Source organism: Halogeometricum sp. S3BR5-2, assembly GCF_031624635.1.
GTDB lineage: Archaea > Halobacteriota > Halobacteria > Halobacteriales > Haloferacaceae > Halogeometricum > Halogeometricum luteum.
On sequence record NZ_JAMQOQ010000004.1, the window covers coordinates 15,702 to 41,584 of the forward strand.

Genomic DNA, 25,883 nt, shown 5'->3' on the forward strand with positions numbered 1-25,883 from the left:
GGGCCCGTCGATGTACGGGGCCACATCTTTGAGGAGCCTCCCGTTCGAAAGCGTATCCATGACGGACGAACCGAACGTCGAGACGGTCGAAGCGGGAGACGACTACTACCACGTCCGGTTCCGCGACCCGGACGACTTCGACGACGTCCGAACCCCCGACTGGGCGGAGAACGCCGCGGAGTCCGTCTCCGAGGGAGCGGAGGTTCGGATGGGTCAGAAAGAGGGAAGCAACGACTGGGTGGTGCAGAGCGTCCTCGTCAAAAAGAGCGTCGGCAAGGAGAAAGCCGTCGAACAGGCCGAAGAGATACGGGCCGAGATAGCATCCTGACGGCTACGCCGACTCCGCGCTCCCATCGTCCTCATCGCCCTGCCCGCCGCGGTCCGAGTACTTCTTTCGACCGATGGCCTCGTCGCTCACCATGCCCACGACGCTCTGTCTCACGTCGTCGGCGGAGTCGAACGTCGTCTCTCCCAGGGGTTCGAGCACCTCTCGCAGCGTCTGCGTGCCGTCTTCGAGTTCGAGTTCCCGGTCGCCGTAGCGTTCCAGCACGTCCGCCTTGCTCATCGGATACTCCTCGTCGGCTAGGTCGTCGTCGAGCGAACCGAACTCCACGCCCTGTTCGCGGCTCTCGTCGGGGGCCATACGACGGAATCGGCCGACTGAACCTTATAGCCGTTGCTGGCGCGTGCCGGCGGTGCGGTCGCCCGCCGGTCGCGAGGCGGGCCGCGGCGGCCGACGCAGTCATGCGACCGTGCGTCGTAGCCGCGTTCGAAGGTGTCCACAGATGCGAGTCCTCATCGTTCCGGAACTGTACCGACCGCGCGACGCCAGCGCGAACGCGACGCTGAACGACGCCGTGACGTGGGTCCGCGAGTGGTTGCGGCAGGACCCGACCGTCCACGTCTACTGGCTGCTCCCGCACCGGGGAACCGCGAACTACGAACGCGAGGACGTCCTCGCCGACCGCGACCGGGTCACGCTCCTCGAAGCCGACTCGTTCATGCAGGGGACCGATAGCGAGTACGTCTTCACCGAGAGCGGGTACACCGAGGAGCAACTGCGCGTGATACGCGAGCGAATCTACGAGGAGCTGGGGTACGTGGACGTCGTAGTCGACCAACTGCGTCAGGGACGCGAGGACCTCCTGAAGTGGCTGCTCCTGCTGTCGGGTCACCGGGCGGACGAACCGAAACCGTTCGACGTCGTCGTCAACGTCCACGACCTGATGCTCCCGTTCAAGTACGCCACCGACGGTTATCGCGACGACTACCACCGCAAACTCGAAGTCGCTCACGCCGTCCTCGCCGACGGCTGCTGGTTCAAAGCCGGGCTCGACGCGAGCGAACTGCCCGTGTTCGGTCGGGAGTTCCTCTCGGAGACGGTCATCGAGGACGCCCTCGACGACGCGGTGATGACCGAGAGCCCTATCGACTTCAGCCGGTTCGAAGAGCGGTACGCGAAGGAACCGCGATGGCTCCACATCGCCGGGTCGGGGTGGAAGAAGAAGCACCCCGAACTCCTCTTCGAGATAGCGGAGGACCTCTACCGGGAGTACGGCATCGAGACCATCTTCACCAGCATGGACGACATCCCCGAATCGTACACCCGGTATCCGTGGGTCGAGGCGTACCCGAGAGCCTCGTGGGAGGAGTACGCGCGGATGCTCCGGAAGGGGGACATCGCCATCTGCGCGACGGAGTACGACACCCTCGCGCGGACGTGGTTCGAGCAGGCGGCGAGCGGACAGGTGCTCGTCGTCCGCGACGAACCCTGGGTCGAGGACTGCGTCCCCGACGACTCGCCGCTCGTCGTCCCGGTCGAGGAACTCGGGAGCCGCGCGCGCTGGGTCGTCGAGAACTGGGACGACGCCGTCGCCGCGAACCAGCGGCTGATAGACCACGTCCGGGAGGTCAGGAGCCCGGAGCGCGCCGGTCGGAAGACGCTCGATGACATGACGCGGCGCGTCGAGGAGAAGGTGGACGAGTACACCGAGGTCCACCGAAAAGGAGACTCGCGGCGGTCGGCCGTCGGTCGGGCCATCGACCGGACCGACCCGGACAGCATCGCCCTCGACGAGTTGAACGAGGCGGGCGCGACAGTTGTGAGAGACGGGGAACCGCTGTTGGACCACGAGTGGTGCTCGATCACCGACCTCGTGTTCGCACTCCGCGTGCGCGGCTACTACGACACCGGCAGCGCCGGAACGCCGGTGTTCCGCCGGGTCCCCGACCCCGACTCGCCCGGACGGATGTCGGTTCGGTCACCGTGAGGCGCGGCGCCGACTCGAGTATTGGCACCTTATGAACTTATTTTAGGTTATTTTAAGCACATATAGCACAGTACGGAGTCAACTACCGAAGCCGAATTTCAAAGTATCGAGAGAAGTGGCCACATCGAGTTGAAGCAAATCATCTCTCGCGAATACGGTTTCGAATCGGGTATGAGACAAACAAGCGGTCGTTCGATAAACGTATTCTCGTCGCCGTCCGCTTCAGCGTTACAGGCCTACCGCTGTAATTCGACCGAGTAGACAGTCCTCGGACGGTCCGATCGAGGGACCCGGTGGCTTTTTCCGCCGCGCGGGAGAGAGGCGAGCATGACACGTTCGATTCCGGCCCGGTCGCCCGAGTGGCTTCGGCGCGACGCCGTCGGCGCGCTCCGATTCCATCGAGAGCGGTCGATGGACTCGCACTTCGGCGGCTACGTCGCGCAGGTGAGCGACCGCGACGGCGCCATCTACGACTCGCGCACGAAGCATCTCGTCCCGACCGCCAGATTCGTCTTCGCGTTCAGCGTCGGGAAACTGCTCGACGGGCCGGTGTGGTGCGAACCGGCGGCCGAGCACGGTCTCTCGTACCTCCGAAACGTCGCCTACGACGAGGAGCGCGGCGGCTACGGGTGGCTGTTCGCGGGCCGCGAGACGACGGACGACACGCGGGCGACGTACGGGCACGCCTTCGTCCTCCTCGCGTACGCCGCCGCGACGCGCGCCGGCATCGGCGACGTCGAGGGCCGTATCGGCGAGACGTACGACATCCTCGACGAGCAGTTCTGGGAGGACGACCCCGGCGCTTTCGCCAGCAACCGGGACGGAGACTGGGACCCCGCCGAACCGGGGTACCGGGGGCAGAACGCCAACATGCACGCGACGGAGGCGCTGCTCGCCGCCTACGAGGCGACCGGCGAGGAGCGCTACCTGTCGCGGGCGGCCGACGTGGCGGCGACGATAGCGCGCGACAAACCCGACGAGGCCGACGGACTCCTCTGCGAGCACTTCACCGCCGACTGGGAGATAGACTGGGAGTACAACCGCGAGAAGAAGGCGGACCTGTTCCGCCCGTGGGGCTACCAACCGGGCCACATGCTGGAGTGGGCGAAACTGCTCGTCCGCCTCGACGCCCACCGCGACGAGGAGTGGTACCTCGACCGCGCGGAGCGGTTCTTCGACGCCTCCGTGACCGACGGCTGGGACGACGAGCGCGGGGGGTTCTACTACACCGTCGACCGCGACGGGTCGCCCATCGTCGAGGCGAAGTACACGTGGGCGCTCGAAGAGGGCCTCGGCGCCGCGGCCCGCCTCGCCGACGCGACGGGCGAGGAACGCTACTGGGACTGGTACGACCGAATCGCGACGTACCTCCACGAGTACGCGACGAACCGCTCGCTCGGCATCCGCTACGAACGGCTCACGCCGGACGGCGACGTCCACCCGAGCATCGACGAGACGCCGAAGGTCAAGAGCGGCTACCACCACGTCAACGCCTGCTACGAGGTGCTGGAGTCGATGGGTGCAGTGGAAGAGTCGTAGTCCCCATCGTGCTCCGGCGGTCCGTCACCATCGTTCGACGGAGAAGGGGCAACCCTTGGTCGTTCACGGGCACTTATGCGGGAGAGGGGAGAACCCCGCGCTATGACATCCATCGGATTTCAACTGTACAGCCTCCACGCGGTCGAAGACGACCTGCCGGCTGTCATCGAACGCGTCGGCGAGACCGAGTTCGAGGGCGTCGAACTCGCCGGTCTGGGCGACGCCGACCCCGACGCGGTGGGCGAGGCGTTGGCGTCGGCCGACCTCGAACTCGCCGCGGCGCACGTCGGCCTCGAGACGTTGGAGGAGAGCCTCGAGGAGACGGCGGAGACCTACCGCGAACTCGGCTGCGAGGACGTCGTCGTCCCGTGGTTAGAGCCCGATGAGTTCGAGTCCGTCGAGTCGGTGGAGGCGGCGGCCGAGCGTCTGAACGCCGTCGCCGCCGACCTCGCGGCGCACGACCTCTCCCTGCACTACCACAACCACGACCAGGAGTTCGTCGAACTCGACGGCGAACCCGCGCTGTCGTACCTCCTCGAAGCGACGGACGACGACGTGGGACTCGAACTGGACCTCGGGTGGGCCGGCGCCGCCGGCTACGACCCCCTCGCGTACCTCGACGACCACGCCGAGCGAGTGCGTCTCGTCCACCTGAAGGACTACGACGGCGACGCGGGCGAGGCGGCCGTCGTCGGCGAGGGCGATTTAGACATCGAGGCCGCCGTCGACAGCGTCCGGGACCACGGGTTCGACTGGCTCGTCTACGAGGCCGAAGAGGGTCCGGACACCTACGACACCCTGACGCACGCCGACGACGTCGTCCGGACGTACTGGTAACTGTATCGGACGCACTGCGCGCGTCCGAGACACGGGCTCGTCGGGCCCGGTCGAAGGCGAAACCCCTATGTCGGTCGTTCACCCACAGCGTAGTAGATAGATGAGCAGTTACACTGTCGCGGTCATCGGCACCGGTCCGGATCCGAGCAACCCAACGGTACAGGGGTTCGCCATGGGCTATCGACACACGGAGGCGTACGCCACCGACGACCGGTTCGAGTTGGTCGGCGCAGCCGACATCGTCGAGGAGAACGGGCAGGCGTTCGGAAACCACTTCGACCTCGACGAGGAGAGCGTCTACGTCGACTACGAGGAGATGCTCGCGGACCTCGAACCCGACGTAGTGAGCGTCTGCGTCCCGCCCGCTATTCACCGGCCCGTGGTCGTCACGTGCGCCCAGAGCGGCGTCGTGGAAGCGATTCACTGCGAGAAGCCGATGGCCGACACGTGGGAGGAGGCCCGGACGATGGTGCAGGAGTGCTGGCGACGCGACGTGCAGTTGACGTTCAACCGCCAGCGTCGCTTCGGCAGACCGTTCACCGAGGCCAAGCGGCTCATCGAGGAGGGGGAAATCGGGTCGCTCGAACGGATAGAGATCGGATGGGGGGACTTCTACGACACCGGCGCGCACTCCGTCGACCTCGCCTGCATGTTCAACGACGAGCACACGGCCGACTGGGTCCTCGCGGGCCTCGACTACCGCGAGGAGGACGTTCGGTTCGGCTCCCACCAGGAGAACCAGATGTGGGCGCAGTGGCGCTACGAGAACGGCGTCTACGGCGTCGCCTCGACGGGGCCGGGGACGGACTTCGTCGGGGCGGCGTTCCTCCTCCGAGGGAGCGAGGGGACGGTCCGCATCGACGTCGAGGACGGACCGATGCTCGAACTGGAACGCGACGGCGAGCGGACGGCGATAGACGTCGGCTCCGAGACGCTCCACCACAGCGGGCACGAGGAGGGTCGGTTCGGCTCGCAGTTCCACGACCGCGCGGTCGCGGAAGTCGCCGACGCCCTCGACGAGGGGCGTGAGCCGACCCTGAGCGGCAGACGCGGACTCAACACGACCGAGATTCTGTTCGCCGGCTACGAGTCCGTCCGCACCCGCGGCCGCGTCGACCTCCCCCTCGACCTGGACGACAATCCGCTGGAAGCGCTCGTCGAGTCGGGCGAACTGACCCCCCGAACCCCCGACGAGTAGACGCGCGAGACCCTCTCGTTTCGCTTTCGCGCGGATACGCGGGTGCGACCGGCAACAGCAGCTTGTTCGACATCATCGAACCAAACTCGTGGCTCCGCTCGCAGTTTTCCTCGCCTGCGTCGGTACGACCCCCGACGGAGAGTCGAGTACGCGAGTTCGTCTCCAGTCGCTGCCGCAGAATGACGCAACTACGAGCGTAATGCCTTTTCCACATCGCATACCCTTGTTCGATAGGAGAGAACAGAGTTGAGTCAGCGGAGGGCGACTCGCTTGCTCTCGGCGTCGATAGCGGTTCCGTCGTACTCCCGACGGTCGCCGGTCGTTCGGTGGTGTCGGACCGCCAGTGGGGAATTGGTGAGCCGGCCCGTTGAGCCGCAACCCGGCGCAAACGTTAGTATCCTCCCGAACGCTGTGGAGAATATGGCGTCGGAAACCCCCGAAGGCGGCGGGATCAAGTCGGACGAGACGCTGTTCGACCTCGTAGAACACATCCGAGCGGCGGACGGCGCGGGCGTGACGGAGTTGGCGTCGGCGACGGGTCGCGCGAAGAGCACCGTTCACGGGCACCTCTCGACGATGCGCGACCGAGGATTCGTGGTGAAGCGCGACGGGGAGTACCACCTCGGATTGGAGTTCTTCAACTACGGTCACCACGTCCGCGCCCGGCGCGCGGTGTACGACGCCGCGCTGCCGGTTCTCCGGGACGTCGCGGACGACACCGGCGAGACGGCGTGGCTGATGGCCCACGAGAACGGGCGCGTCATCTACCTCGACGGGCGCTCGGAGGGGTTGGACATCAACGTTAACTCGCTCATCGGGTCGTGGAAGTACATGCACTCGAACTCCGGCGGGAAGGCGATTCTCTCGCACCTCCCGGAGGAGGAGGTGGACGAGATTCTGGCGCGGCACGGCCTGCCGGCGCAGACGGAGGCGACGGTCACCGACCGGGAGCGCCTGAACGAGGAGTTGGCGGAGGCCCGCGAGCGAGGCTACGCGCTCAACTTCGGCGAGGACCTGAGCGGCATCCACGCCGTCGCCGTCCCCCTCGTCTTCGAGGGGTCGGTCGTGGGGTCGCTCGCCGTCGCCGGTCCGGCCCACCGACTCCCGCGCGAGCGCTGCGAGGGGGAACTGGCGGACCGCCTCTCCGCGGCCGCCAACGACGTGCAACTCAGTCTCACCTACCGCTGAGCCCTCAGACAACCCCTCACGGGGCGACACCCGCCGCGCGCGCGAGAACGCAGGAGACGCCGAGGCACGTCGCGGCGTAGAGCGTCGCCGCGAACGGGTAGGCCGCGGCCATCTGAACGCGAATCGCTCGCTCCGGCGGCGACGCGGGCGGCGCGGGCGTCCCCGAGAACGACGGGCACCGTCCGCTTGTCGACGCGGCGGTCGAAGGCGCGGTCCAGTCGGTCCAAGGAGACGTTCGCCCCGGTCAGGAGGGCGACGAACGCGAGGGAGGGCCACGCCAGCCACGGGGGGATTCGACCGGTCTGAGCGACGTGGCCGCCCGCGAGGACGAGTCCGATAGCGACCGGGTAGTCGAGGCTGCCCGCGACCGTGCGTTCGTCAAGGTGGGAGGCGTGGACGTATCCGAGGAGCAACGGGGGGAGGGCGAAGGCGGCCGCGAGGGGGCCGGCGACGACGGCGAGGGCGGCGCACGCCGCGAGAGAGAGGAGGACGGTCACCGCGATGGCCGGGCGGAGGAGCGACGCCGCGACGCGCGGGTCCTCCTCGCCGCGGACGTGGGCGTCGACGAACTCGTCGCGGAGGTGGGCGACGTAAAGCGCCGAGGCGACGGAGACGACGTGGAGACAGAGGGCGGCCGGCGAGACGGCGGATGCGAGGAGCGCGCCGAACAGCGACGTTCCGACGGCGGGCGCCATGAACGGCGGCTTCACCTGCGTCGCCAGCGCGCGCGGTCCGGTCGTCGATACCGTGTCCATACCCGGTCGCCGCCGCCGAGCGGTAAAGTTCCACTCGTTCGCGCGCCGGGAACTCGACCCCCGTTCCGCCGGTGCTTCGCCTACCATAAGGATTAATAACTATCGAAGAGGGGTTCGTACTGACTGACAGCATGAGATTCTTCGACGCTTTCCGGCGAACCGTCCGGTGTCACGGGGGCGAGACGGCGCTCGTCGCCGAGGACGGACGGACGTTCACGTACGCGGAACTGGACGACCGGAGCACCCGCCTCGCGAACGCGCTCACGGCGCGACTGGGAGACGGGCGCTGCGCGGTGCTCGGCGGCAACTCCCCGGCCGTCATCGAGACGATGGTGACGGGTCACAAACGCGGCGCCGCGACGGCGCAACTCCCGTTCCGCGGCGAGGCCGAGGAGTTCGTCCGGATGTGCGAGTCGGCGGACGCGACGGGCCTTATCTTCGACGACGACAATCGGGAGACCGCAGAGGAGGTGCTGGCGCGCCGCGACTTCGAGGCGGCCATCCACGTCGGCGACGCCGATGTCGACGCGGCGGGCGTCGAGTCCTACGAGGACGTGCTGGCGGACGCGGACCCGACGCTCGACGAGGCGCTGCCGGCCGACGGCGAGTGCTCCATCTTCTTCACCAGCGGGACGACCAGTCGGCCCAAGGCGGTGCCGTTCGACGGCGAACAGCTCTGGTACGGCGCGATTCAGGGCGTGATGGAGCACGGCATCGACCGGACGGACGCGGGCATCGTCGCGACGCCGTGGTACCACATGGTCTCCTCGGACGCCTGGATCTACCCGCACTTCGTCGCCGGCGCCACCGTCGTCCTCCACTCCGATTTCGACCCGGCGGGCCTGCTCGAACAGGTCGAGGAACTGGAGGCGACGGGTCTCCTGGCCGTGCCGACGCAGTTGGACGCCGTCGTCGACGCCCAGCAGTCGCTCGAACGCGACACGAGTTCCCTGGAGTACGTCCGAACCGGCGGCTCCGTCGTCAGCGAACGCCTCGTCGAGCGGATGAGCGAGCACGTCACCGACCGGGTGTACAACACCTACGGGATGACCGAGGCGGGACCGAACCTCACGTTCTCGCTCCCCGAGGACCAGCAGGAGCGGCCGGGGACCGTCGGCAAGGAGGCCCACACCTACGAGATTCGCGTCGTCGAGCCGGTGCCGGTAACGGAGCACCCCGACCCCGAGGCGACGGTCGACGCCGGCGAACAAGGAGAGATAATCGCCCGCAGTCCGGGCTGTTCGACCGGCTACATCGACAACCCCGAGGCGGAGGCGAAGTCGTACTTCGAGGATTCGGAGAGCGGGGAGAACGGGAAGTGGCTCCGGACGCGCGACGTGGCGCGCATCGACGAGGAGGGCTACCTCTACATCGTCGACCGCGTGGACAACATGTTCGTCAGCGGCGGCGAGAACGTCTACCCCGTCGAGGTCGAACAGGCGCTCGAAACCCACCCCGCCGTTTCGGAGGCGTACGTCTTCGGCGTCGACGACGAGCGCTGGGGCCGCGTCGTCAGCGCCGTCGTCGTCACGAGCGAGGGCGAGAGCGTCACCGAGGCGGAACTCGACGAGTTCTGCCGCGAGGAGAGCGACCTCGCGAACTACAAGCGTCCGCGGGAGTACACGATTCGGGCGGAAGAGCTCCCGCGGACGAGCACCGGGAAGATAAAGCGCGGCGCGATAACCGACCAGGCGAGCGAGTAGGGGGGCCGAGGCGGGGACGTCGCCTTCCGTCCCCAATCAGAAGAAGAGCGCGAAGACGAGTATCTGCACCGGGAGCAGAACGAGCAGCGTGACGAGCGAGCAGATAGTGGCCATCCGCACGAGTTCGCGGGTGTTCGTCGCTCCGAGTCCGAGGATGGCGACGAGGACGGCCGACTGATAGGGGAAGAAGTACGACAGGAGGACGACGCTCTCGGTCATGGCGACCGGGAGAATCGGGATTCCCGCCCCCTGCGCGAACGAGATGAACACCGGCGTGAGCACGCTCGCAACCGCCATCCCCTCCATCACGAACATGAGCGCCAGCGTGGCGGCGGCGACGGCCGCGAGGACGACGGGAAGCGACGCGCCGCCGGGCACGGTCGAGAGGATTCGGTCGGCGGCGACGGCGGTGAAGTCGGTCCGCTGAAGCCCCTCCGCGATGGCGAAGACGGCCCCGAGGAAGAACACGACGGAGAAGTCGGCGTCCGCGACGGCGTCGACGTCGACGACGCCGACGCGGGGGAGGAAGACGAGGACGACGACCGCGAGGGCGCCGTAGACGGGGTGGAGTCCGTGTATCGCGTCGGTCGCCCAGACGGCGACGCCGACGGAGAGGAAGGCGACCATCCGCCGCGCGTCGCCCGCGTCGACGGGTTCCTCGCCGCCGTCGGTCGCGTCCGCGCCCGCATCTGCGTCCGACCCGAGGGACACCGTCTCGGAGTCGCGGGGGCGGTAGAGGACGTACGCGACGGCGACGACGACGGCCGACCGGGCCAGCGACATCACGGGCGCGAGCCACGTCAGCCACTCGACCCACCCGAGGGAGACGCCGGTCGTCGACTCGACGATGCCCGCGACGATGATGTTTCCGAGCGACCCCGTGAGGACGCCGGCGGCGCCGTAGAACGTGACGAACAGGGGTCCCAAGAACAGGCCGATTCGCGGCCGGCGCTCGGAGAAACACTCGCCGGCGGACACCAGAATCGGGCCGAGGATGAGGACCCGAACGAGCGCCGAGGGGACCAGCACGACGAACGTCAGAGCGACGGCCGAGAACGCCCCGAGGAGGTAGCGGTACGCGGTCGTCGGGTCCGAGCGGGCGTGTCCGGGCATCCGGTCGAACACGCGCCGCTCCACGAGCGTCGAGAGTCCGCTGTGACGGGTCGCCTCGCCGATGAGGATGCCGAGGACGACGAGCCACGTCGCCGCCGACCCGAACCCGACGAGGGCGAGTTCCGTCGAGAACCGCACGCCGACGAGTCCGATGCCGACCAGTCCGGTGAGCCACGGCGGGACGGGCGTTCCGACCCAGAGGGCGACGCAGAACGCGGTGATGGCGAGCATCGCGGCCGCGTCCGAGGAGAGCGGCGCGTACGCGGCAACGAGACCCGCGAGAGCGACGCCCACGGGAACGGAGAGCCACGAGGCGTCGACGCCGCGGACGCGGGCGGCGAGGGCGGAGATGTCTGCCATTCGCCCGTCGGTTTTCGAGCGAGCGATATAACGGTTGGTCATCGGGCACAACCCCTTTCCGGCTCGCGCGACGCCCGTTTGACATGATCACGGAAGTCGCGGACGACGTGTACGACCTGACCGTCGCCGAGCGGAACGGCGGCCGCTACCGCGTGTTCTTTTTTGACTGGGAGACGCCGACGCTCGTGGACGCAGGGTTCGAGGATACCACCGACGTCGTCGCTGACCGAATCGAGGAGGTGGGAACGGAACCGGAACGGCTCGTTCTCACGCACGGCGACCCCGACCACGCGGGCGGGTTCGCGTCGCTCGCCGAGCGATACGACGCGGAGACGTGGGTCCCACAGCAGACGCGCTGTGAGACGTTCCGGCCGGACGAGCGGTACGGCGAGGGCGCCGAAATCGGACCGTTCACGGCGGTCCACGTCCCCGGCCACACCTCCGACCACCACGCCTTGGTCGACGAGTCGCGGTCGCTGGCCGTCCTCGGCGACGCGGTGTTCGGTTCGGACGTCCGCGGCATCCCCGCGGGACACTTCGTGCTGCCGCCGGCGGTGTTCACCGAGGACCTCGCGTCGGCCGAGGAGAACCTCGAACGCCTCGCGGAGTACGAGTTCGACGTCGGACTGCTGTTCCACGGGTCGAGCGTCACCGAGGACGCGAGCGGGAAGCTCACCTCCTTCGTCGACTTCGCGGGAAAACCGTAGGAGCCCACTCGCGCGGCGGACAACACGCTTTTGAGGGTGCCGCCGAATCTACGGACATGGCCGAGTTCGAGAACCCGTACGCCGAGGAGAGTCCGTTCGCGCGGGCGCACTTCGACTGCCCGAACTGCGACGGGAAACTGTGGGAGTACGCCATCCAGCGGCAGATGGTCTGCGAGGACTGCCGGTCGGTCTTCCCCGCAGAGGAGATATTCGACGCGCAGGCCCGGACGTCGGCCGAGGCGTGAACGGCGCGGGCGACCGATGGACGTGCACATCCATCACACTTATGCCCGACCTGACGTAACGATAGACCATGGCACAGAAGGAGCCGGAGGAACTCCTCGAACTGAGTTCCGACACCCGAAGCATCCTCGAACAGCACGGCCTCCGACCGCTCTGGGAGGTCGAAGACGACTTCGGGAACGTCATCGACGACCCCGAACCCGGCATCTGGCGCTGGGAGGAGATTCAGGAGGCCATCGACGGCATCGAGGCGGACGTTCCCATCTCCGAGTTGCCGCCGGGGTTCCAGCGGCGCGTCGCCGTCCCCATCAACCGGAGTCTCGGTAACGCCATCTCCAACACCATCTACGTCGGCGTCCAGACGGTGTCGCCCGGCGAGACGGCGCCCGCCCACCGCCACTCGGCGAACGCGCTCCGCTTCACCATCGACGGCACCGAGGACATGAAGACGGTCGTCTCCGGCGAGGAGTTCCCGATGGAGAACAACGACCTCATCACGACGCCGCAGTGGGAGTGGCACGACCACGTCAACGACTCCGACGAGACGGCGGCGTGGTTGGACGTGCTCGACCTTCCGCTGTTCCTCGACTCGATGAACAAGAAACAGGTGTTCGAGAACCACGAACTCGAACGCCAACCGGTGACGAAGACGCAGGGCTACTGGGACTCCCAGTACGGCCGCGGCCGCCCCGCAAACGAGAAGTCCGACGGGGAGATTCCGGGGCCGTTCGAGGGCATCCGAGAGGCGACGCCGCCGTACCGCTTCGGGTGGGAGGAGATGGAGGAGACGCTCCGCCAACGGGCGGACAACGACGACCCGGACCCGAACGACGGCTACAGCCTCGCGTACGTCAACCCCGCGACGGGGAAGGAGCCGCTGTTCCCGACGATGTCGTTCCGGGCGCAACTGCTGCAGGAGGAGACGGACCCCCACTTCCACAACGCGACGGAGGTGTACTTCGTCATCGAGGGCGAGGGAGCGACGCACGTCGACGGCGAGGCCCTGGAGTGGGGTCAGTGGGACATCTTCGTCGTGCCGCCGGACGCGACGCACCACCACGACCCCGACGACGAGGCCGTCCTCCTCGGCATGACCGACCGCCCGGTGCTAGAGGCGTTCAACTTCTACGCCGAGGCGGAGCCGTCGTCCTGAACGCGAACCGAACCGCGGTCGCCGGTCACAGGTCGAACTGACGCGCGAACCAGCGCTCGCGGGCCGCCGCGACCATCGCCGCTGCATTCTCGAACGCCGTCGTCTCCGCGACGAACGCGTCCCACTCCTCGCGGGGGATGACGCCGAGTTCCGCCGGCGACGACGCCGACGACGGACTCGCGCGAACCATCTCGCCGAACGTTCGAAACGAGGTGTGTTCGCGCAGAAACGCCCGCTCGAACAGCTCTGTCGGCGGAATCGACTCCCATTCTGCGAGCACCGCGGCCGCGCTCGGCGGCCCCTCGGCCGAGTCGTCCGACACGTCGACCGTCAGATCGAATCCCATACCTCCCCGTCCGTCTCGCCGGCACGTAAACCGTTCGCGTCGATAGTCCCGAACGCGGACGGAGGGACGACTGCGTCCGTCAGCCGTGGCGCGTCGCGCGGACCCGTGTCGAAGCGTGCGGTCGCGTCGTGTTACCGGGGGTCGCCGGCGTCCGGAAAGCCATACCCGTTCGCAGTCCGAATCGGGCAGTATGAAGACGATACCGACGCGAACGCGCGACCGACCGCGGAGCCGAGTCGAGTTCCGGGCGACCGCCGGACCCCGCGCGAATCGAGCCGAGACGGGAGGATGGAAGCGATGAGCGACGGCTACCGGTTCGAGTTCGACGCGCCCGTGATTCGCTCCCGTCGCGGCGCGGCCGCCGACCTCGGAGACGAGTTGGAAGCGCACGGCCTGGAACGCGCGCTCGTCGTCTGCGGGTCGACGGTGGGGGAGACGCCAGCCGTGATGGACCCCGTGAGAGACGGACTGGGCGACCGGTTAGCGGGCGTGTTCGCGGAAACCACGCCGGAGAAACGACTCGGCACGGCCTACGACGGACTGAACGCCGCGCGGGAGTGCGACGCCGACGTCGTCGTCGGCCTCGGCGGCGGCAGCAGTCTCGACGTGGCGAAGGTGGTCAGCCTCCTCGCGGCGGACGAACGACCGCCCGAAGAGGTGGGCACCGAACTCGTCGAGTCGGGAACCGTCTCCGTTCCGTCGGGCGACCTCCTGCCCGTCGTCGCGGTGCCGACGACGCTGGCCGGCGCGGAGATGTCGAACGTCGCCGGCGTGACGGCCTCCCCCGAATCGGGTCCGGTCGACGAATCCGCTGGCGGCGGCATCGCGGACCCGAAACTGACCCCTCGGGCCGTCGTCTACGACCCCGAACTGTTCGCGACGACGCCGAAGGGCGTCCTCGCGGCGTCGGCGATGAACGGCTTCGACAAGGGTATCGAGACGCTGTACGCCTCGAACGCGACACCGGTGACCGACGCGACGGCGTCGCGCGGACTCGGACTGCTCGAACCCGGTCTGCGCCGACTGGGCGAGGGCGCCTCGGACCCGGACCCGGAGACGCTGGACCCGGTCGTCGAGGGGACGATGCTCGTCCAGTACGGCGTCTCCCGCCCCGGCGGCGTGACGCTCTCTCTCATCCACGCGTTCGGACACGGCCTCACGCGCACGTACGACGTGCAGCAGGGCGCCGCGCACGCCGTCGTCGCCCCGCACGTCCTGCGCTACCTGTTCGAGGAGGTCGACGGCCGGCGCGAACTGCTCGCGGAGTCGCTCGGCGTCGGGCGGGCGGCGGACCCCGCCGCCGCGGTGGTCGACGCCGTCGAACGGGTTCGGGACGCGCTGTCGCTCCCGTCGCGCCTGCGCGACGTGGACGGCCCGGAACCCGCCGAGTTCGAGGCGGTGGCCGAGGACATCGTGAACGACTCCTTCCTCGCGAACGCCCCCGAAGACCTCGAACCGACGGCCGAAGCGGTCGAGGGAGTGCTCCGGGACGCCTACTGAGTGGCGGGGCGGCGGGCGCCGGCCCTCTCTCCCAGACCGTTCCACCCTCCGGTTCGACCCGTTCGGTTTTTCTAATTCGTCTATCAAAGCTAGTTTTGCTATTTTTCTATCTTTGATATACAATATAGTTTTTACATCTTGGAACTATCACGTTCGATTGCCACTATCGGCGGCGAGAGCGGTCGAGACGCCGGTCGAGGCGGTCGCCGCGGTTGCCGCAGGCGTAAGACCGAATGGGGCGCTGACCGACGGGAGCGCATGGATGTCGTCTCGAACCTGCTCTATCTCCTCGTCCTCCTGTTGGCGGGCATCGGCGGGCGGCGCCTCGGCCTCCTGACCGAGTCGCGGGCGGACCTGCTCACGGGGTTCGCGTTCTACCTCGCGCTCCCGGCGCTCGTCTTCACCTCCACGTCCACCCAGTCGCTCGGGGACGTACTCGAACCGCGTCTGATCGCCGGGTTCTGGCTCGTGCTCCTCGTCGTCGGCGCGGCGGGGTGGGTCGTCCACCGACGGACCTCCTCCCCGGCGGCTCGGAGCGTCGCCGTCGTCCAGTCGTATCACTGCAATTTCGGCTTCCTCGGTCTGCCGATAACCGCGGCGGCGTTCGGCGACGTCGCCACCGCGAAGGCGAGCGTCATCCTCGGCGTCGGCGGTCTGACGCAGATACCGGCGACCGTCGCGATCCTCGCCCTCGTCAACGAGGCGGAGGCCGACCTCAGTAAGGAACTCCGAGGGTTCCTCGCCAACCCCGTTATCGGCGCGTTGGCGCTCGGCTTCCTCTGCTCCGCGCTCGGTGTCTCCGTTCCGGGGGTCGTCTCGGACGGCCTCGGCGCTATCTCGCAACTCGCGCTTCCGGCCGCACTGCTGGCCGTAGGGGCATCGCTGTCGCTCGACGCGGGCGCCGTCGACCTCCCGACGGTCGGGTCGGTCGTCGCCCTGAAGATGCTGTTCATGCCCGCGACGGCGCTCGCCGCGTTCTCGCTGCTCTCGGCGAACCTCTCGACCACCCGCGCCGGCGTGCTCATGCTCGCCATGCCGACGGCCATCTCCACGTTCATCTACGCGACGGAACTCGGCGGCGATGCGGACCTCGCCTCCGCCAACGTCTTCGCGACCACCGTCGCGTCGGTTGGAACCATCTTCGTCGTCCTCCAGTTCGTCGGATGAGGTTGTGCCCCAATCCCGACGACGCCGCGCGGAAGCCGGATTTCCATGACTGGTAACGATAGCAAACCCGGAAGAGGTGGCAAAGACGAAAAAGACAGCAAAGATAGAGTAGATCAGTAACGGACAGTAGATATCAAAACTGGCAAAACGAGAGTGTATAGAACATATTCGTTGGACACTAACTCCGCGAAACGGAGCGCCGAACCGCGAGGAAGAGAGACTCGACTGATACTCCTCTGAGACCGACCTCGATTTGCTTTTCAGGCACTCAGGCCCAGTATCTCGCGCGCTTGGTCGGTCGTCGCCACCGGTCGGCCGAGACGCTCCGAAATCTCCGCGACGCGCTCCACCAACTGGGCGTTCGACTCGGCCAACTCGCCGCGCCGGAGGTAGATGTTGTCCTCCAGTCCGACTCGGACGTGACCGCCGAACAACACCCCCATCGTCGCGAAGGGGAGTTGGTGGCGGCCGAAGCCCAGCGTGTTGAACGTCGCTCCGGGCGGTAAGTTTGCGACGGAGTTCAAGAAGTTCTGTGGGGTCGGCCGAGTGAGCGTGCCCGGACCGAAGATGAGCGTAGCGTAGACGGGCGCCGAGAGGTCGCGGCGTTCGAGGAGGCCGTGCACCTCGTTGAGGTGGCCGTCGTTGAACACCTCCAGTTCGGGCTTGATTCCGCGCGTCCGCATCTCGTCGTACAGGTCGTCCACCAGTCCTCGGGTGTTCTCGCTCGTCAGGCGGTCGTAGCGGTTCAGCGGACCCATGTCGAGCGAGGCCATCTCGGGCGCGGGGTCGGTGCGTAGCGGTCGCGCCCGGTGGTCGTCGGGCGCGGCCGTTCCACCCGTGGAGTGCTGGATGATAACGTCGTCGGCGTAGCGTCGGACCGCGTCGTCTATCTCCTGAAAGCGCTCGGTCGAGAAGGAGCGCTCGCCGTTCGGCCGGCGGGCGTGGAGGTGAACGACGGACGCTCCGGCCGCCTCGGCCTCGGCCGCCGCCCGTCCTATCTCCTCGGGCGTCTCGGGCAGGTTCGGGTTCGCCTCCTTACCGTGGACGCCTCCGGTCAGCGCCGCGGTGAGTATCACGGGGTCCCCGGCGAGGTAGTCCTCGTACGTCACGGAGCGTCCCCGCTCTCGTTCCCGTTTCCGACCTCCCCGTCGGCGTTCGCGCGGTAGATTTCGCAGTCGGTCGCGTGGTCGAGTCCGTAGCGGTCGTTGCAGATGTCGGCGCGCATCGCCTGCACGAACTCCTCGGCGGCGGCGCAGTAGGCGCGGGGCGTTCCGTCGCCGTCGGGGAGCGGTCGGTACTCCGAGAACGGGCAGGTCATAGCAGTCGTTAGTACACGGCGGACTTAACCGCTGGCACGCCGGAAGCGCCGCGTTCGGTGCGTCGACGGACGAACGAGGCTTAGAAATCGCCCGTAACGATGTCGTTCACGCGCCGACGGTCGAACAGCGGTTCGTCGCCGAACGCCTCGGGGTAGAGCCCCTGCGCGGCCATCTCGAGTTGGAACAGGTAGATGATGGGTCCCTGGTACGTCAGGCCGCCGTAGACGACGCGGTCGTTCTGCACCGCCGTGAGTTGACTGGCGACGTCGTGCTGCTGGAGGGGTCGGACGACGTTCTCCCGGAAGTACTCCTCCGTGATGTTCCCCTGAATCCGGACCGCGATGGCGTCGGGGTCGATATCGAGGAGCGTCTCGAAGTCGATAGTGCCGCCGCCCGCCTGCGCGTCGGCGATGCCGTTCTTCGCCAGGGCGTCGCCGACGTTCAGAGTGCGCCACTGCTTCGACGCCGTCCCCTCGCCGATGAGGTAGGGGTAGAACGATTCGGGCGGGATGCTCGCGGGATACAGGAGCGCGACGTCGAGCGACTCGTCGGGCAGGTTCTCCCGAATCGAGGCCGTGACCTCCTCATTGAGGTTCGCGAACGCGTCGTAGCGCTCCTGCTGTCGGAACAACTGCGCGACTTTCTCGAAGGCCTCGTACAGCGAGTAGTGCTGGTAGTCGTGCCAGTCGTACACCCGCGTGAAGATGGTGTTTCCGAAGAACGGGGCCACGTTCCGACGTACCTCCTCTACGTCACTTCGACTCCACTGGAGTCGGTTGGACATGAAGTTGGGGTCGACGACGTGGACGTCGGCGCCTATCTCGTAGAATATCTCCTTGCCCGTCCCCTCCTGGTACAGCGTCGTCAGGCTCTCTTTATCGACGGAGACGTCCGGCAGTTCCTCGTAGTAGTGGGTTCCGAAGCGCTCGGGGACGCCGATGGCCTCCAGTCCGTCCGCCTGGCCGAGGGCGACGCCCATGTCCGCGTAGTCGCCCGTGAACGGGACCCACGACTCGGGGACGCCGTCGAGCTCGACGGTGCCGACGGGTTCCATCGACACCGCGTACGACTCGCCGGACGCCGACTCCGTCGCGGCGTCCGTCCCCTCCCCGGTCGTCGACTCGTCCCTCGCGGACGACGTCGGGTCGCCACCGTCGCCGGTCGCGGTCGAACCCGCGCCGTCCTGTCCACACCCCGCCAGCGCGCCGCTGACGGCGAGGCCGGTGCCCGCCTTCAGGAATCGCCGCCGCGTCGAACCGTCCTGCGTATCTCGCGTCATGTTTTCGGCTTGCCTAAAGAACCTAAATCGGTTTCGATTTTTAGGCGAGCCTAAGGAGTATGGTCGAATCTTCGTATCGGGGCCGACGCCAGTTAGGCCGGTGCAGTCGTCGCCGAAAAGGTACGAAAACGGAGCGGTTCGTACATACCGAATACGTACAAGCCCGGAGAGGCGATTATGAGGGTTGTACAGATTTCTCAGGTCGTAAAGCCGCCAGAGCTAAATATAGACCAGCGCTGAAATAAAGTATGAACTACCCAGCAGAACTGCTGACAGACGAGATGAGCGATGTTTTCGAGCGGGCGTTCGAGACGACTGAGCGTTCGCTGTATCTCGTCAACCCCACCGTCGACACCCTCGAACGGGCGGTGGAGTCGCTCAGCACGTTCGCGGGGCCGACGCCGACGGTCCGTGTACTGGGCGAGAAGACCGTGCTGCGCGAGGTCATGGACGACTTCCTCGTCGCCAGTCGGACGGCCGACCTCGTGGAGTCGGAGTCGCTGGAACTCCGCGTCCTCGACGACGCGGACGGCCACAAGCCGAACCTGATGGCGTCGGAGTCCGTCGTGACGACGGTCGTGAGCGCGGATTCGCTGTTGGCGGGGCTTCAGACCGACGACGAGGAGTTCGTCGGCGCGGTGCGCGAGGAGTACGAGACGCTGTTCGAGGCGAGCGACGAGTACAAGCTTCACACGCCGGGACTCAGCCGAGTCGAGACGACCATCGCGGAGCGTCTCGGTCCGGAGTGCAGGACCGACTTCACCGACCTGCTCTCGAACCTCCAGACGGCCCGCGGGGGCGGCGACGGTCCGGACGAAGTCGCTATCAGCCTCCTCGTCGCCGCGCGGAACGAGGAACTGTTCTACGACGTCTCGCGGTGGGCCGAAGATATCGGCCTCGCCTCGAAGGCGACGTTCTCGCGGAAGAAGAGCGAACTCGAAGAGCGGGGCCTCATCGCCACGGAGAAGGTTCCCATCGACGTCGGCCGCCCGCGACTTCGCCTCAAACTCGGCGACGAGCGCCTGAGAGACGCCAGCGGGGCGCAGTTGGCGAGCGTCGCGCAGAGCATGGGCAGCTAAGGCGAAGCGACTCCGTTTCCCGCCCCGCGTATCGCCGGACGGGATTCTGTGGCGTTTATCACCGTGGACGACCAGTGCGGCGTATGGTCGACCGACTGGACGACGTCGACAAGCGGATTCTCTATCACCTCGTGCGGGACGCCCGGAACACCTCCGCGCCGATGGTGGCCGAGGAGGCGCACGTCTCCGCCGGGACGATTCGGAACCGGATCAACCAACTGGAGGCCGACGGCGTCATCCGCGGTTACCACGCGCACGTCGACTACGAACGCGCGGAGGGTCGCCTGACGAACCTCGTCGTGGGGACGGCGGAGATAGCCGAGCGGGAGCGGTTGGCCAAGCAGATAGCCGACGTGCCCGGCGTCGTCAACGTCCGACAACTCATGTGCGGAACCGCGAACATCCACGTCACGACGGTGGGGGAGGACGCCCAGGAACTCTCGCGGGTCACCCGGAGCGTAGCGGAGATGGGGTTGGAGATAGAGGACGAACACCTGTTACAGCACGAGGAGCACAGTCCCTACCGCGCGTTCGGACCCGAGGGGCGGCGGGGACGACAGTCCATCGCCGACTTCATGTCGCTGTCCGGCGGCGCCGAGGTGGTGGAGGTGAGCGTCGCGCCGGGGGCGAGGATAGACGGGACGACGCTCAGCGAGGCGAACGAACGCGGCTACGTCGACCCGGAGGTGCTCGTCGTCTCCGTCGAACGCGACGAGCAGATACTCACCCCGCGCGGCGACACCGAGATACGCGCCGACGACCTGGTGACGCTGTTCGCCCGCGGCGACCTGCCCGAGGACACCATCGCGGCGTTCGGCGGCGATTGAGCGGACGGGAGAAACGACGGGCGCGGCCCGCGTCCGACGGCCCGCCTCACCCGATGTTGACCGCGGACGGTGCCGAAACGGATGCTAGATGCGTCGAGGGGGCTGAATCGGGAACGTGTGTCACTCGAAACTGTATTGATTCTGTGACAGTAGCAAAAACATACATTTATCAGCTGGTCCGCGAAAGTGGAGGTGCGGGAGCGCTTCTCCCCCATCCCACCACGTTCCCGCACCGGGGCCGGAGACGGCGTCGGTTCGAGTCCCCCCGGACTCACTTTTGATTCGACGACTTGAGGGCGACGGCCGCGACTCGAAAAACCGGACAGAGTGTCGACAGCTCGGAACGACAGACAGACGCTTGTATCCCGGCCGCCTACGTCCGAGGGATGACGAAAGCGCGAGAACTCTTCGAGTTGCTCGCCGGCGCCGAGCAACTCACCGTCGTCTGCCACAACAACCCGGACCCGGACTGTCTGGCGAGTACCCTCGCACTGGGGCGCATCGCGGCGGAGGCCGGGATAGACGAACACCAGATACTCTACGGCGGGAGTATCTCACACCAGCAGAACCGCGCGTTTATCAACCTCCTCGACATGGACCTCGAACTGTTCACGCCCGAGTCGTTAGGCGAGCGTGACGACGGGTCGCTGCTCGCGTTCGTCGACCACTCGCTCCCCGGAGTGAACAACGAACTCCCGGAGGAGACGTCCGTGGATATCGTCATCGACCACCACAGCGTCGAGGACGTCGAGGCTCGGTTCGTCGACCACCGCGAGGACATCGGCGCGACGGCGACGATACTGGCCGAGTACGTCCGCGAGTTGGACGTGGCCGTCGAGGAGACGCTGGCGACGGGGCTGCTGTTCGCCATCCGCCGCGAGACGCTCGGCTTCCTGCGCGGGGCGACGACCGCCGAGTACGACGCCGCGGGGGCGCTGCACGACCACGCCGACCGGGACCTGCTCCGGAGGCTGTCGACGCCGTCGGTGAGCGGGGCGACGATAGACGCCATCTCCGACTCCATCGACAACCGCGTCGTCCGCGGGTCCGTCCTCCTCTCTCACGTCGGTCGGACCGACGAACGCGACGCCCTGCCGCAGGCGGCGGACTACCTCGCCACCTTGGAGGGCGTCGAGACGGCCGTCGTTTTCGGCATCGTCGAGGACGCTATCGAGTTGAGCGCGCGGACGACCGACTCGCGCGTCCACGTCGGCAACGCCCTCGAGGAGGCGTTCGACGACGTGGGGAGCGCCGGCGGTCACCGCGAGATGGGTGGCGGCGAGATTCCGCTCGGCATCTTCGCCGACTACCGGAACCACGACGAGTGCTTCGTCGACATCGTCGAGAACGTCGTCACCGACCGACTGAGCGAGAGTCTCAAACTCTCGGGCGGTACCTGACCGCGACCCGAGGAGGCGGCGGTGCGCGAAAGCGTACCGCCGCCGGACGTACTCCGCGTCAGTGCGGACGCGGACGCCGACTCCGGGGCGATGACGGGTCCCGTCGTGCGACGAGCGACGAGATGACCTCGCCGCCCCCGGCACGCTTCCCGAATGTCGAACACGAAGAACGGTCGCAAAACGCTCTTCTCCCGCCGCGTCCACCCCCTCGGTATGCCCTCCCGGACCGAGACGGACGCGTCGGACGACGAACGACCCCGTGATCCCGCCGAATCGAAGTCGCTGCTGGAGAGGCTTCCGGACCCGACGAACCTCGCGCTGCTAGGTCTACTCGGTCTCCCGGCCGTCTTCTCGTCCCGGTTCGCGGTGCTCTCCCCCTTTCTCTACTGCTTCCTGTTCGGTCTGTGGCCCTTCGTCTCGCTGTTCCTTCCGACGCGCGGCGAGTCTCCGACCGAGTGGATTCGGACGGGCGACCGGTGGAGCACCGCGCGGTTTCTGTTGTCGATGGTCCCCCTGCAACTCAACCCGTACGTCCAAGCGCAGAGCGTCGGTCAACTGCTCGGCCACCTCGACGTCTACCGGCGCTACCGGTTCGACCTACCGGGCCCCGAATCGTTCGAGCAACGGGCGACCTACCGCCTCCCCGTGGAGGGCGAGTGGACCGTCGTCGGCGGCGGACACGAGAGAGACGATTCGCACTCGTGGAGCATCCTCGCACAGCGGTACGCCTACGACCACGTGGTGACGGACGACGAGGGCCGGACGCACGCGGGCGAGGGGTCCGACCCGTCGGACTACCACTGTTGGGAGCGACCCGTCGTCGCGCCGGCCGCGGGCGTCGTCGTCGCCGCCAGCGACGGACACCGCGACGCGCCGCGGACGCGAGGATGGTTAGACCTCCGTCAGCGGGACATCCGCGGCAACTACGTCGTCGTCGAACACGCTTCGGAGGAGTACAGCGTGCTCGCGCACCTCCGAGAAGGAAGCGTCGCCGTGCGCGAGGGCGACCGCGTCGACTCCGGGCAGCGAATCGGGCTGTGCGGTCACTCGGGCAACTCCACGGAACCGCACCTCCACTTCCACGTGCAGGATTCGCCGTCGTTCTACCGCGGGATGGGACTGCCCGTCGGATTCGACGGCGTCGCCGTCGCGGACGGACCCAACGGCGAACCGGTTCCCGTCGAACGGGCGGCGTTACGGGCGGGACAGCGCGTAGTGCAGCAGAAATCGGAGCAATCGGAGCGGCCAGCGGAGACGGAATGAACGCTACAGCGGACCGTCGTGAGTCGCCTCGCCGGAACCGTCCGCCGCGTCGTCGCCCGCGGAAATCGGCTCGACGGTGCCGCCGTCGCTCCACGGTTCGGCGTCGGGGAACGCGGCGTCGACGTCGGTGGTCGACAGCGGTTCGACGGAGCCCTCCGCGTCGAGGACCGAGTCGTCGGACGCCGGGTCGACCGGCGTCGACTCGACGAACGCGCCGTCGAATCGGTCGTCGGCGCGGTCGGCGCCGTTGATCGTGTGATCGATCTCGTCGCGTATCTCGTCGGCGAACTCGGCGGAGTCGTAGACGGAGCGGACCGTCACGCTCAGGTTTCCGCTCGCGCCCGCCCGGACGTGGACGTTACCGAGGCCGAACAGCGTGTCGACGACCGACTGCCGCTCCTCGACGGCGCGGACTTTCTCCAAGGGAACCTCGGTCCGCGAGAGCGAGATAAACCGGTACTCCTGCAGTATCCGGCGGTTCGTGACCACGTAGGTCGTGAGCGTGTTCCGCCAGTAGCGGTGGATGCCCGTCGAGAACAGGTACAGCCCCACCGCGAGGGCGAGCGTCGGGTACACGAGCGGGTAGTCGGTGAAGTACAGCAGGTCCAGTCCGGCCGCGAGGAACGGCACGGAGAGGAACGTCTGCAACAGCGCGCTCCGCTGTGCGGGGTCGCGGTCGTCCACGACGAACTCGTTGTCCCGCATCGTCGGCTCGTCGGGCGTGCTGGCGAACTGCACGTAGACGCCGAGCGCGACGACGAACAGGCCGAAGAGCGCCAGCGGAACGCCGGCCAACGGCGGCGCGGTCGGCTGGTTCGCCACCAGCGGGTACTGCGACTGGAACGCGAAGACGTACGCGCCGAGGGCGAGGAACGGCGCGCCGAACAGCGCGCTCCACGCCGCGGGGAGCCCTCGGGTCATCGTCGCCCCTGCGAGAGTTGGAAGACGATTCCCAGTCCGGAGAGGAAGATACCGACCAGCGTGAGCGACGTCTCGCCCAGCGCCGTGCCGCCGCAGGCCGTGAAGAAGCCGCGCTGGCACTCGATGTCGGCGTCGGCGTCGTCACCCCCGTCGGACGCGTCCGCGGCGGGCGTCGCCGTCGGCGCTCCGACCGACCCGTCGGCGGTGAACGTCGGAGGCTCCGGCGTCGCCGTCTCGGGTTCGGGCGGAACGTGGACCGTCACCGGACGGGTCTCGACGGCGTCGCTTCCGACGTACACCCCCTGTTCGGTGTCCGGGGCGGAGAGCGGAACCGCCGCGTCGGCCACGTCGTCGTGCGTCATGCGAAAGCTGACGGTCCGGCGCTCGCCGATGGGGACGCGCGTCCAGTCGGTAGCGACGACGGCGCCGTTGACGCGGTAGCCGAGTTGCCCCTCGAAGTCGGCGGTGTCGACGTTCCGAACCGTGAGGTTGACGCGGTAGGAGTCGCCGGGGCGCACGTCGTCGGGCGCCTCGAAGGACTCGACGGCGAGGGCCGAGGCGTCGGCGCTCGGCCCGCGGACGACGCGGACGGCGCCGCCGGCGCGCGAGTCGCCGGTTCGGACGCCGTGGTCGTACGTCGTCTCGTTCTCGACGGGTCCGACGACGGACGCCGCGTCGGCGAGCGTCATCTCGAAGGCGACCTGTCGGTCGTCGCCGGCGGCGACGGTGACGGCCCGTTCGACGACGGGTTCGCCGGCGAACGCGTAGTCGACGTTCCGAGTGATGGTGACGTCGCCGGGGTTTCGAACCGTCGCGAGGACGATGTAGGACTCGTTGTGAGAGATTTCGGTCGGCGCGTCGAAGCGTTCGACGGAGAGGTCCACGTCGGGCGTGACGCGGAGGCGCGCGGCCGCGCCGGCCCCCGATTCGTTCCGAACGCCGTGGACGTACGTGCCCGGCGCCGGGTCGCCGAGCGCCGACTCGACGTCGGCGTACGGGACGGCGAACTCGACGGTCTTCGACTCGCCCGCGGCGAGCGTCACCGTCCGCGAGGCGACGGTGGCGCCGCCGAGGGAGTACCGGAGCGTCTCGGTGCCGTTCGCCGACGCGCGGTTCGTCACCGTCGCGTTCACGTGGACGCCGTCGCCCGCGCGGAGGGTCTCGGGCGCGTCGAGATCGGAGACGACGAACACCGCGTCGGCGGCGGGCGGGGACTCGGTCGGCGGCGACGAATCCGGCGTCGTGGTGGCCGTCACCCCGTCCGGTGATGGGGTTGCCGTCGGCGTCGCGTCCGTTTCGGTCGTTCGGTTCGCCTGCGGCGTCTCGGTCGCGGCGGCCGTCGCGGTGGAGGCCGACGCGCCGTCGCCGGCCGCGCCGCCCGCCGCCGTTCCGACCGAGACGGAACAGAGGGCGAGGACGAACGCGAGCGTGAGCGCGATGGAGGACCAATTAGGGTTCGTATTCACGACCGAATTATCAATGACATCCTATATAAATGTTATGTGATAACGACATTTTCACGATTTGAACGTTTTGGGTCGAGTACCGTATACGACGCGTATTCGGCCTTTAGTGCCATTATTGTCGCGTTAAGCCGAATCTGAGGGTGGGATAAACGGGTGTATCAGATTAGTTAGATATGCTGAAATTTTTGTATTCCTATTTGTATCGCGAGAGGATAGTCTGAGGGCGGGTGTGAGGGTGAAACATGCCTGG

25 protein-coding genes are annotated in these 25,883 nt (G+C 67.5%); 16 read left to right on the forward strand and 9 right to left on the reverse strand.

Going from position 1 to position 25,883, the window contains the following annotated elements:
* The first annotated feature begins 58 nt into the window (after positions 1–58).
* A complete protein-coding gene (locus NDI79_RS14805) occupies positions 59–328 on the forward strand; it encodes a hypothetical protein (protein ID WP_310929327.1) in 270 nt (89 codons plus the stop codon).
* A 3-nt stretch (positions 329–331) separates the two neighbouring features.
* Here the strand turns inward: NDI79_RS14805 and NDI79_RS14810 are convergent, their stop codons facing one another.
* Positions 332–643, reverse strand: a complete 312-nt coding sequence (locus NDI79_RS14810; protein WP_310929330.1) for a DUF5789 family protein — start codon at positions 641–643, stop codon at positions 332–334.
* Positions 644–785: 142 nt separating this feature from the next.
* Between NDI79_RS14810 and NDI79_RS14815 the strand changes: the two genes are divergently transcribed.
* From NDI79_RS14815 to NDI79_RS14835, 5 genes are all read left to right on the forward strand, one after another.
* Entirely contained in the window at positions 786–2,270 is a 1,485-nt protein-coding gene (locus tag NDI79_RS14815; RefSeq protein WP_310929332.1) for a glycosyltransferase family 1 protein, read from the forward strand.
* Positions 2,271–2,597: 327 nt separating this feature from the next.
* Complete coding sequence (locus tag NDI79_RS14820) at positions 2,598–3,809, forward strand: AGE family epimerase/isomerase (RefSeq protein ID WP_310929334.1); 1,212 nt, start codon at positions 2,598–2,600, stop codon at positions 3,807–3,809.
* Between the two features lie 102 nt (positions 3,810–3,911).
* Positions 3,912–4,646, forward strand: a complete 735-nt coding sequence (locus tag NDI79_RS14825; protein WP_310929336.1) for a sugar phosphate isomerase/epimerase family protein — start codon at positions 3,912–3,914, stop codon at positions 4,644–4,646.
* Positions 4,647–4,746: 100 nt separating this feature from the next.
* On the forward strand, positions 4,747–5,844 hold the full coding sequence (locus NDI79_RS14830) for a Gfo/Idh/MocA family protein (protein WP_310929338.1): 1,098 nt from the start codon (positions 4,747–4,749) through the stop codon (positions 5,842–5,844).
* Between the two features lie 420 nt (positions 5,845–6,264).
* Positions 6,265–7,032 carry an IclR family transcriptional regulator gene (locus tag NDI79_RS14835; RefSeq protein WP_310929339.1) on the forward strand — a complete coding sequence of 256 codons (768 nt, stop codon included), beginning with the start codon at positions 6,265–6,267 and terminating at the stop codon, positions 7,030–7,032.
* Here the strand turns inward: NDI79_RS14835 and NDI79_RS14840 are convergent.
* Complete coding sequence (locus tag NDI79_RS14840) at positions 7,023–7,787, reverse strand: UbiA family prenyltransferase (protein WP_310929340.1); 765 nt, start codon at positions 7,785–7,787, stop codon at positions 7,023–7,025. The two genes, NDI79_RS14835 and NDI79_RS14840, sit on opposite strands and share 10 nt — an antisense overlap.
* Before the next feature lie 131 nt (positions 7,788–7,918).
* Here NDI79_RS14840 and NDI79_RS14845 point away from each other — a divergent pair, with 131 nt between their 5' ends.
* Positions 7,919–9,490: a class I adenylate-forming enzyme family protein gene (locus NDI79_RS14845; RefSeq protein WP_310929341.1), complete on the forward strand. Its 1,572-nt coding sequence runs from the start codon at positions 7,919–7,921 to the stop codon at positions 9,488–9,490.
* Positions 9,491–9,526: 36 nt separating this feature from the next.
* Here the strand turns inward: NDI79_RS14845 and NDI79_RS14850 are convergent, their stop codons facing one another.
* Positions 9,527–10,963, reverse strand: a complete 1,437-nt coding sequence (locus tag NDI79_RS14850; protein WP_310929343.1) for an SLC13 family permease — start codon at positions 10,961–10,963, stop codon at positions 9,527–9,529.
* Positions 10,964–11,046: 83 nt separating this feature from the next.
* On the opposite strand from NDI79_RS14850, the gene NDI79_RS14855 reads away from it, so the two are divergent.
* From NDI79_RS14855 to NDI79_RS14865, 3 genes are all read left to right on the forward strand, one after another.
* Positions 11,047–11,670 carry an MBL fold metallo-hydrolase gene (locus NDI79_RS14855; RefSeq protein WP_310929344.1) on the forward strand — a complete coding sequence of 208 codons (624 nt, stop codon included), beginning with the start codon at positions 11,047–11,049 and terminating at the stop codon, positions 11,668–11,670.
* A 56-nt stretch (positions 11,671–11,726) separates the two neighbouring features.
* Positions 11,727–11,915 carry a hypothetical protein gene (locus tag NDI79_RS14860; RefSeq protein ID WP_310929346.1) on the forward strand — a complete coding sequence of 63 codons (189 nt, stop codon included), beginning with the start codon at positions 11,727–11,729 and terminating at the stop codon, positions 11,913–11,915.
* Between the two features lie 68 nt (positions 11,916–11,983).
* Positions 11,984–13,066, forward strand: a complete 1,083-nt coding sequence (locus tag NDI79_RS14865) for a cupin domain-containing protein (protein ID WP_310929347.1) — start codon at positions 11,984–11,986, stop codon at positions 13,064–13,066.
* Positions 13,067–13,091: 25 nt separating this feature from the next.
* Here the strand turns inward: NDI79_RS14865 and NDI79_RS14870 are convergent, their stop codons facing one another.
* Complete coding sequence (locus NDI79_RS14870) at positions 13,092–13,412, reverse strand: hypothetical protein (RefSeq protein ID WP_310929348.1); 321 nt, start codon at positions 13,410–13,412, stop codon at positions 13,092–13,094.
* A 297-nt stretch (positions 13,413–13,709) separates the two neighbouring features.
* On the opposite strand from NDI79_RS14870, the gene NDI79_RS14875 reads away from it, so the two are divergent.
* Both NDI79_RS14875 and NDI79_RS14880 read left to right on the forward strand, forming a co-directional pair.
* A complete protein-coding gene (locus NDI79_RS14875; RefSeq protein ID WP_310929349.1) occupies positions 13,710–14,912 on the forward strand; it encodes an iron-containing alcohol dehydrogenase family protein in 1,203 nt (400 codons plus the stop codon).
* A 258-nt stretch (positions 14,913–15,170) separates the two neighbouring features.
* Positions 15,171–16,079 (forward strand): AEC family transporter, encoded by a 909-nt coding sequence (locus tag NDI79_RS14880; protein ID WP_310929351.1) that lies wholly within the window; start codon positions 15,171–15,173, stop codon positions 16,077–16,079.
* Between the two features lie 260 nt (positions 16,080–16,339).
* Here NDI79_RS14880 and NDI79_RS14885 read toward each other — a convergent pair whose 3' ends face one another.
* The 3 genes from NDI79_RS14885 to NDI79_RS14895 all read right to left on the reverse strand — a co-directional run bounded on the left by NDI79_RS14885 (position 16,340) and on the right by NDI79_RS14895 (position 18,677).
* A complete protein-coding gene (locus NDI79_RS14885; RefSeq protein ID WP_310929353.1) occupies positions 16,340–17,188 on the reverse strand; it encodes a beta-keto acid cleavage family enzyme in 849 nt (282 codons plus the stop codon).
* On the reverse strand, positions 17,185–17,397 hold the full coding sequence (locus tag NDI79_RS14890; protein ID WP_310929354.1) for a hypothetical protein: 213 nt from the start codon (positions 17,395–17,397) through the stop codon (positions 17,185–17,187). The genes NDI79_RS14885 and NDI79_RS14890 overlap by 4 nt, the downstream gene beginning before the upstream one ends.
* An 80-nt stretch (positions 17,398–17,477) precedes the next feature.
* Entirely contained in the window at positions 17,478–18,677 is a 1,200-nt protein-coding gene (locus NDI79_RS14895; RefSeq protein WP_310929356.1) for an ABC transporter substrate-binding protein, read from the reverse strand.
* A 248-nt stretch (positions 18,678–18,925) separates the two neighbouring features.
* Between NDI79_RS14895 and tbsP the strand changes: the two genes are divergently transcribed.
* The 4 genes from tbsP (at position 18,926) to NDI79_RS14915 (ending at position 23,246) form a co-directional block, all read left to right on the forward strand.
* Positions 18,926–19,756 carry a transcriptional regulator TbsP gene (tbsP, locus tag NDI79_RS14900; protein WP_310929357.1) on the forward strand — a complete coding sequence of 277 codons (831 nt, stop codon included), beginning with the start codon at positions 18,926–18,928 and terminating at the stop codon, positions 19,754–19,756.
* Positions 19,757–19,839: 83 nt separating this feature from the next.
* Positions 19,840–20,583: a TrkA C-terminal domain-containing protein gene (locus NDI79_RS14905; RefSeq protein WP_310929358.1), complete on the forward strand. Its 744-nt coding sequence runs from the start codon at positions 19,840–19,842 to the stop codon at positions 20,581–20,583.
* A 386-nt stretch (positions 20,584–20,969) separates the two neighbouring features.
* Positions 20,970–21,983 (forward strand): DHH family phosphoesterase, encoded by a 1,014-nt coding sequence (locus NDI79_RS14910; protein ID WP_310929359.1) that lies wholly within the window; start codon positions 20,970–20,972, stop codon positions 21,981–21,983.
* A gap of 213 nt (positions 21,984–22,196) precedes the next feature.
* The gene (locus NDI79_RS14915; protein WP_310929360.1) at positions 22,197–23,246 is read left to right on the forward strand and encodes a M23 family metallopeptidase; all 1,050 of its coding nucleotides are present in this window, start codon (positions 22,197–22,199) and stop codon (positions 23,244–23,246) included.
* A gap of 3 nt (positions 23,247–23,249) precedes the next feature.
* On the opposite strand, the gene NDI79_RS14920 is transcribed toward NDI79_RS14915, so the two are convergent.
* Together NDI79_RS14920 and NDI79_RS14925 are read right to left on the reverse strand one after the other, a co-directional pair.
* Positions 23,250–24,167 carry a PH domain-containing protein gene (locus tag NDI79_RS14920; RefSeq protein ID WP_310929361.1) on the reverse strand — a complete coding sequence of 306 codons (918 nt, stop codon included), beginning with the start codon at positions 24,165–24,167 and terminating at the stop codon, positions 23,250–23,252.
* Positions 24,164–25,633 carry a hypothetical protein gene (locus NDI79_RS14925; protein WP_310929363.1) on the reverse strand — a complete coding sequence of 490 codons (1,470 nt, stop codon included), beginning with the start codon at positions 25,631–25,633 and terminating at the stop codon, positions 24,164–24,166. Before NDI79_RS14925 ends, NDI79_RS14920 begins: the two co-directional genes overlap by 4 nt.
* Positions 25,634–25,883 lie beyond the last annotated feature (250 nt).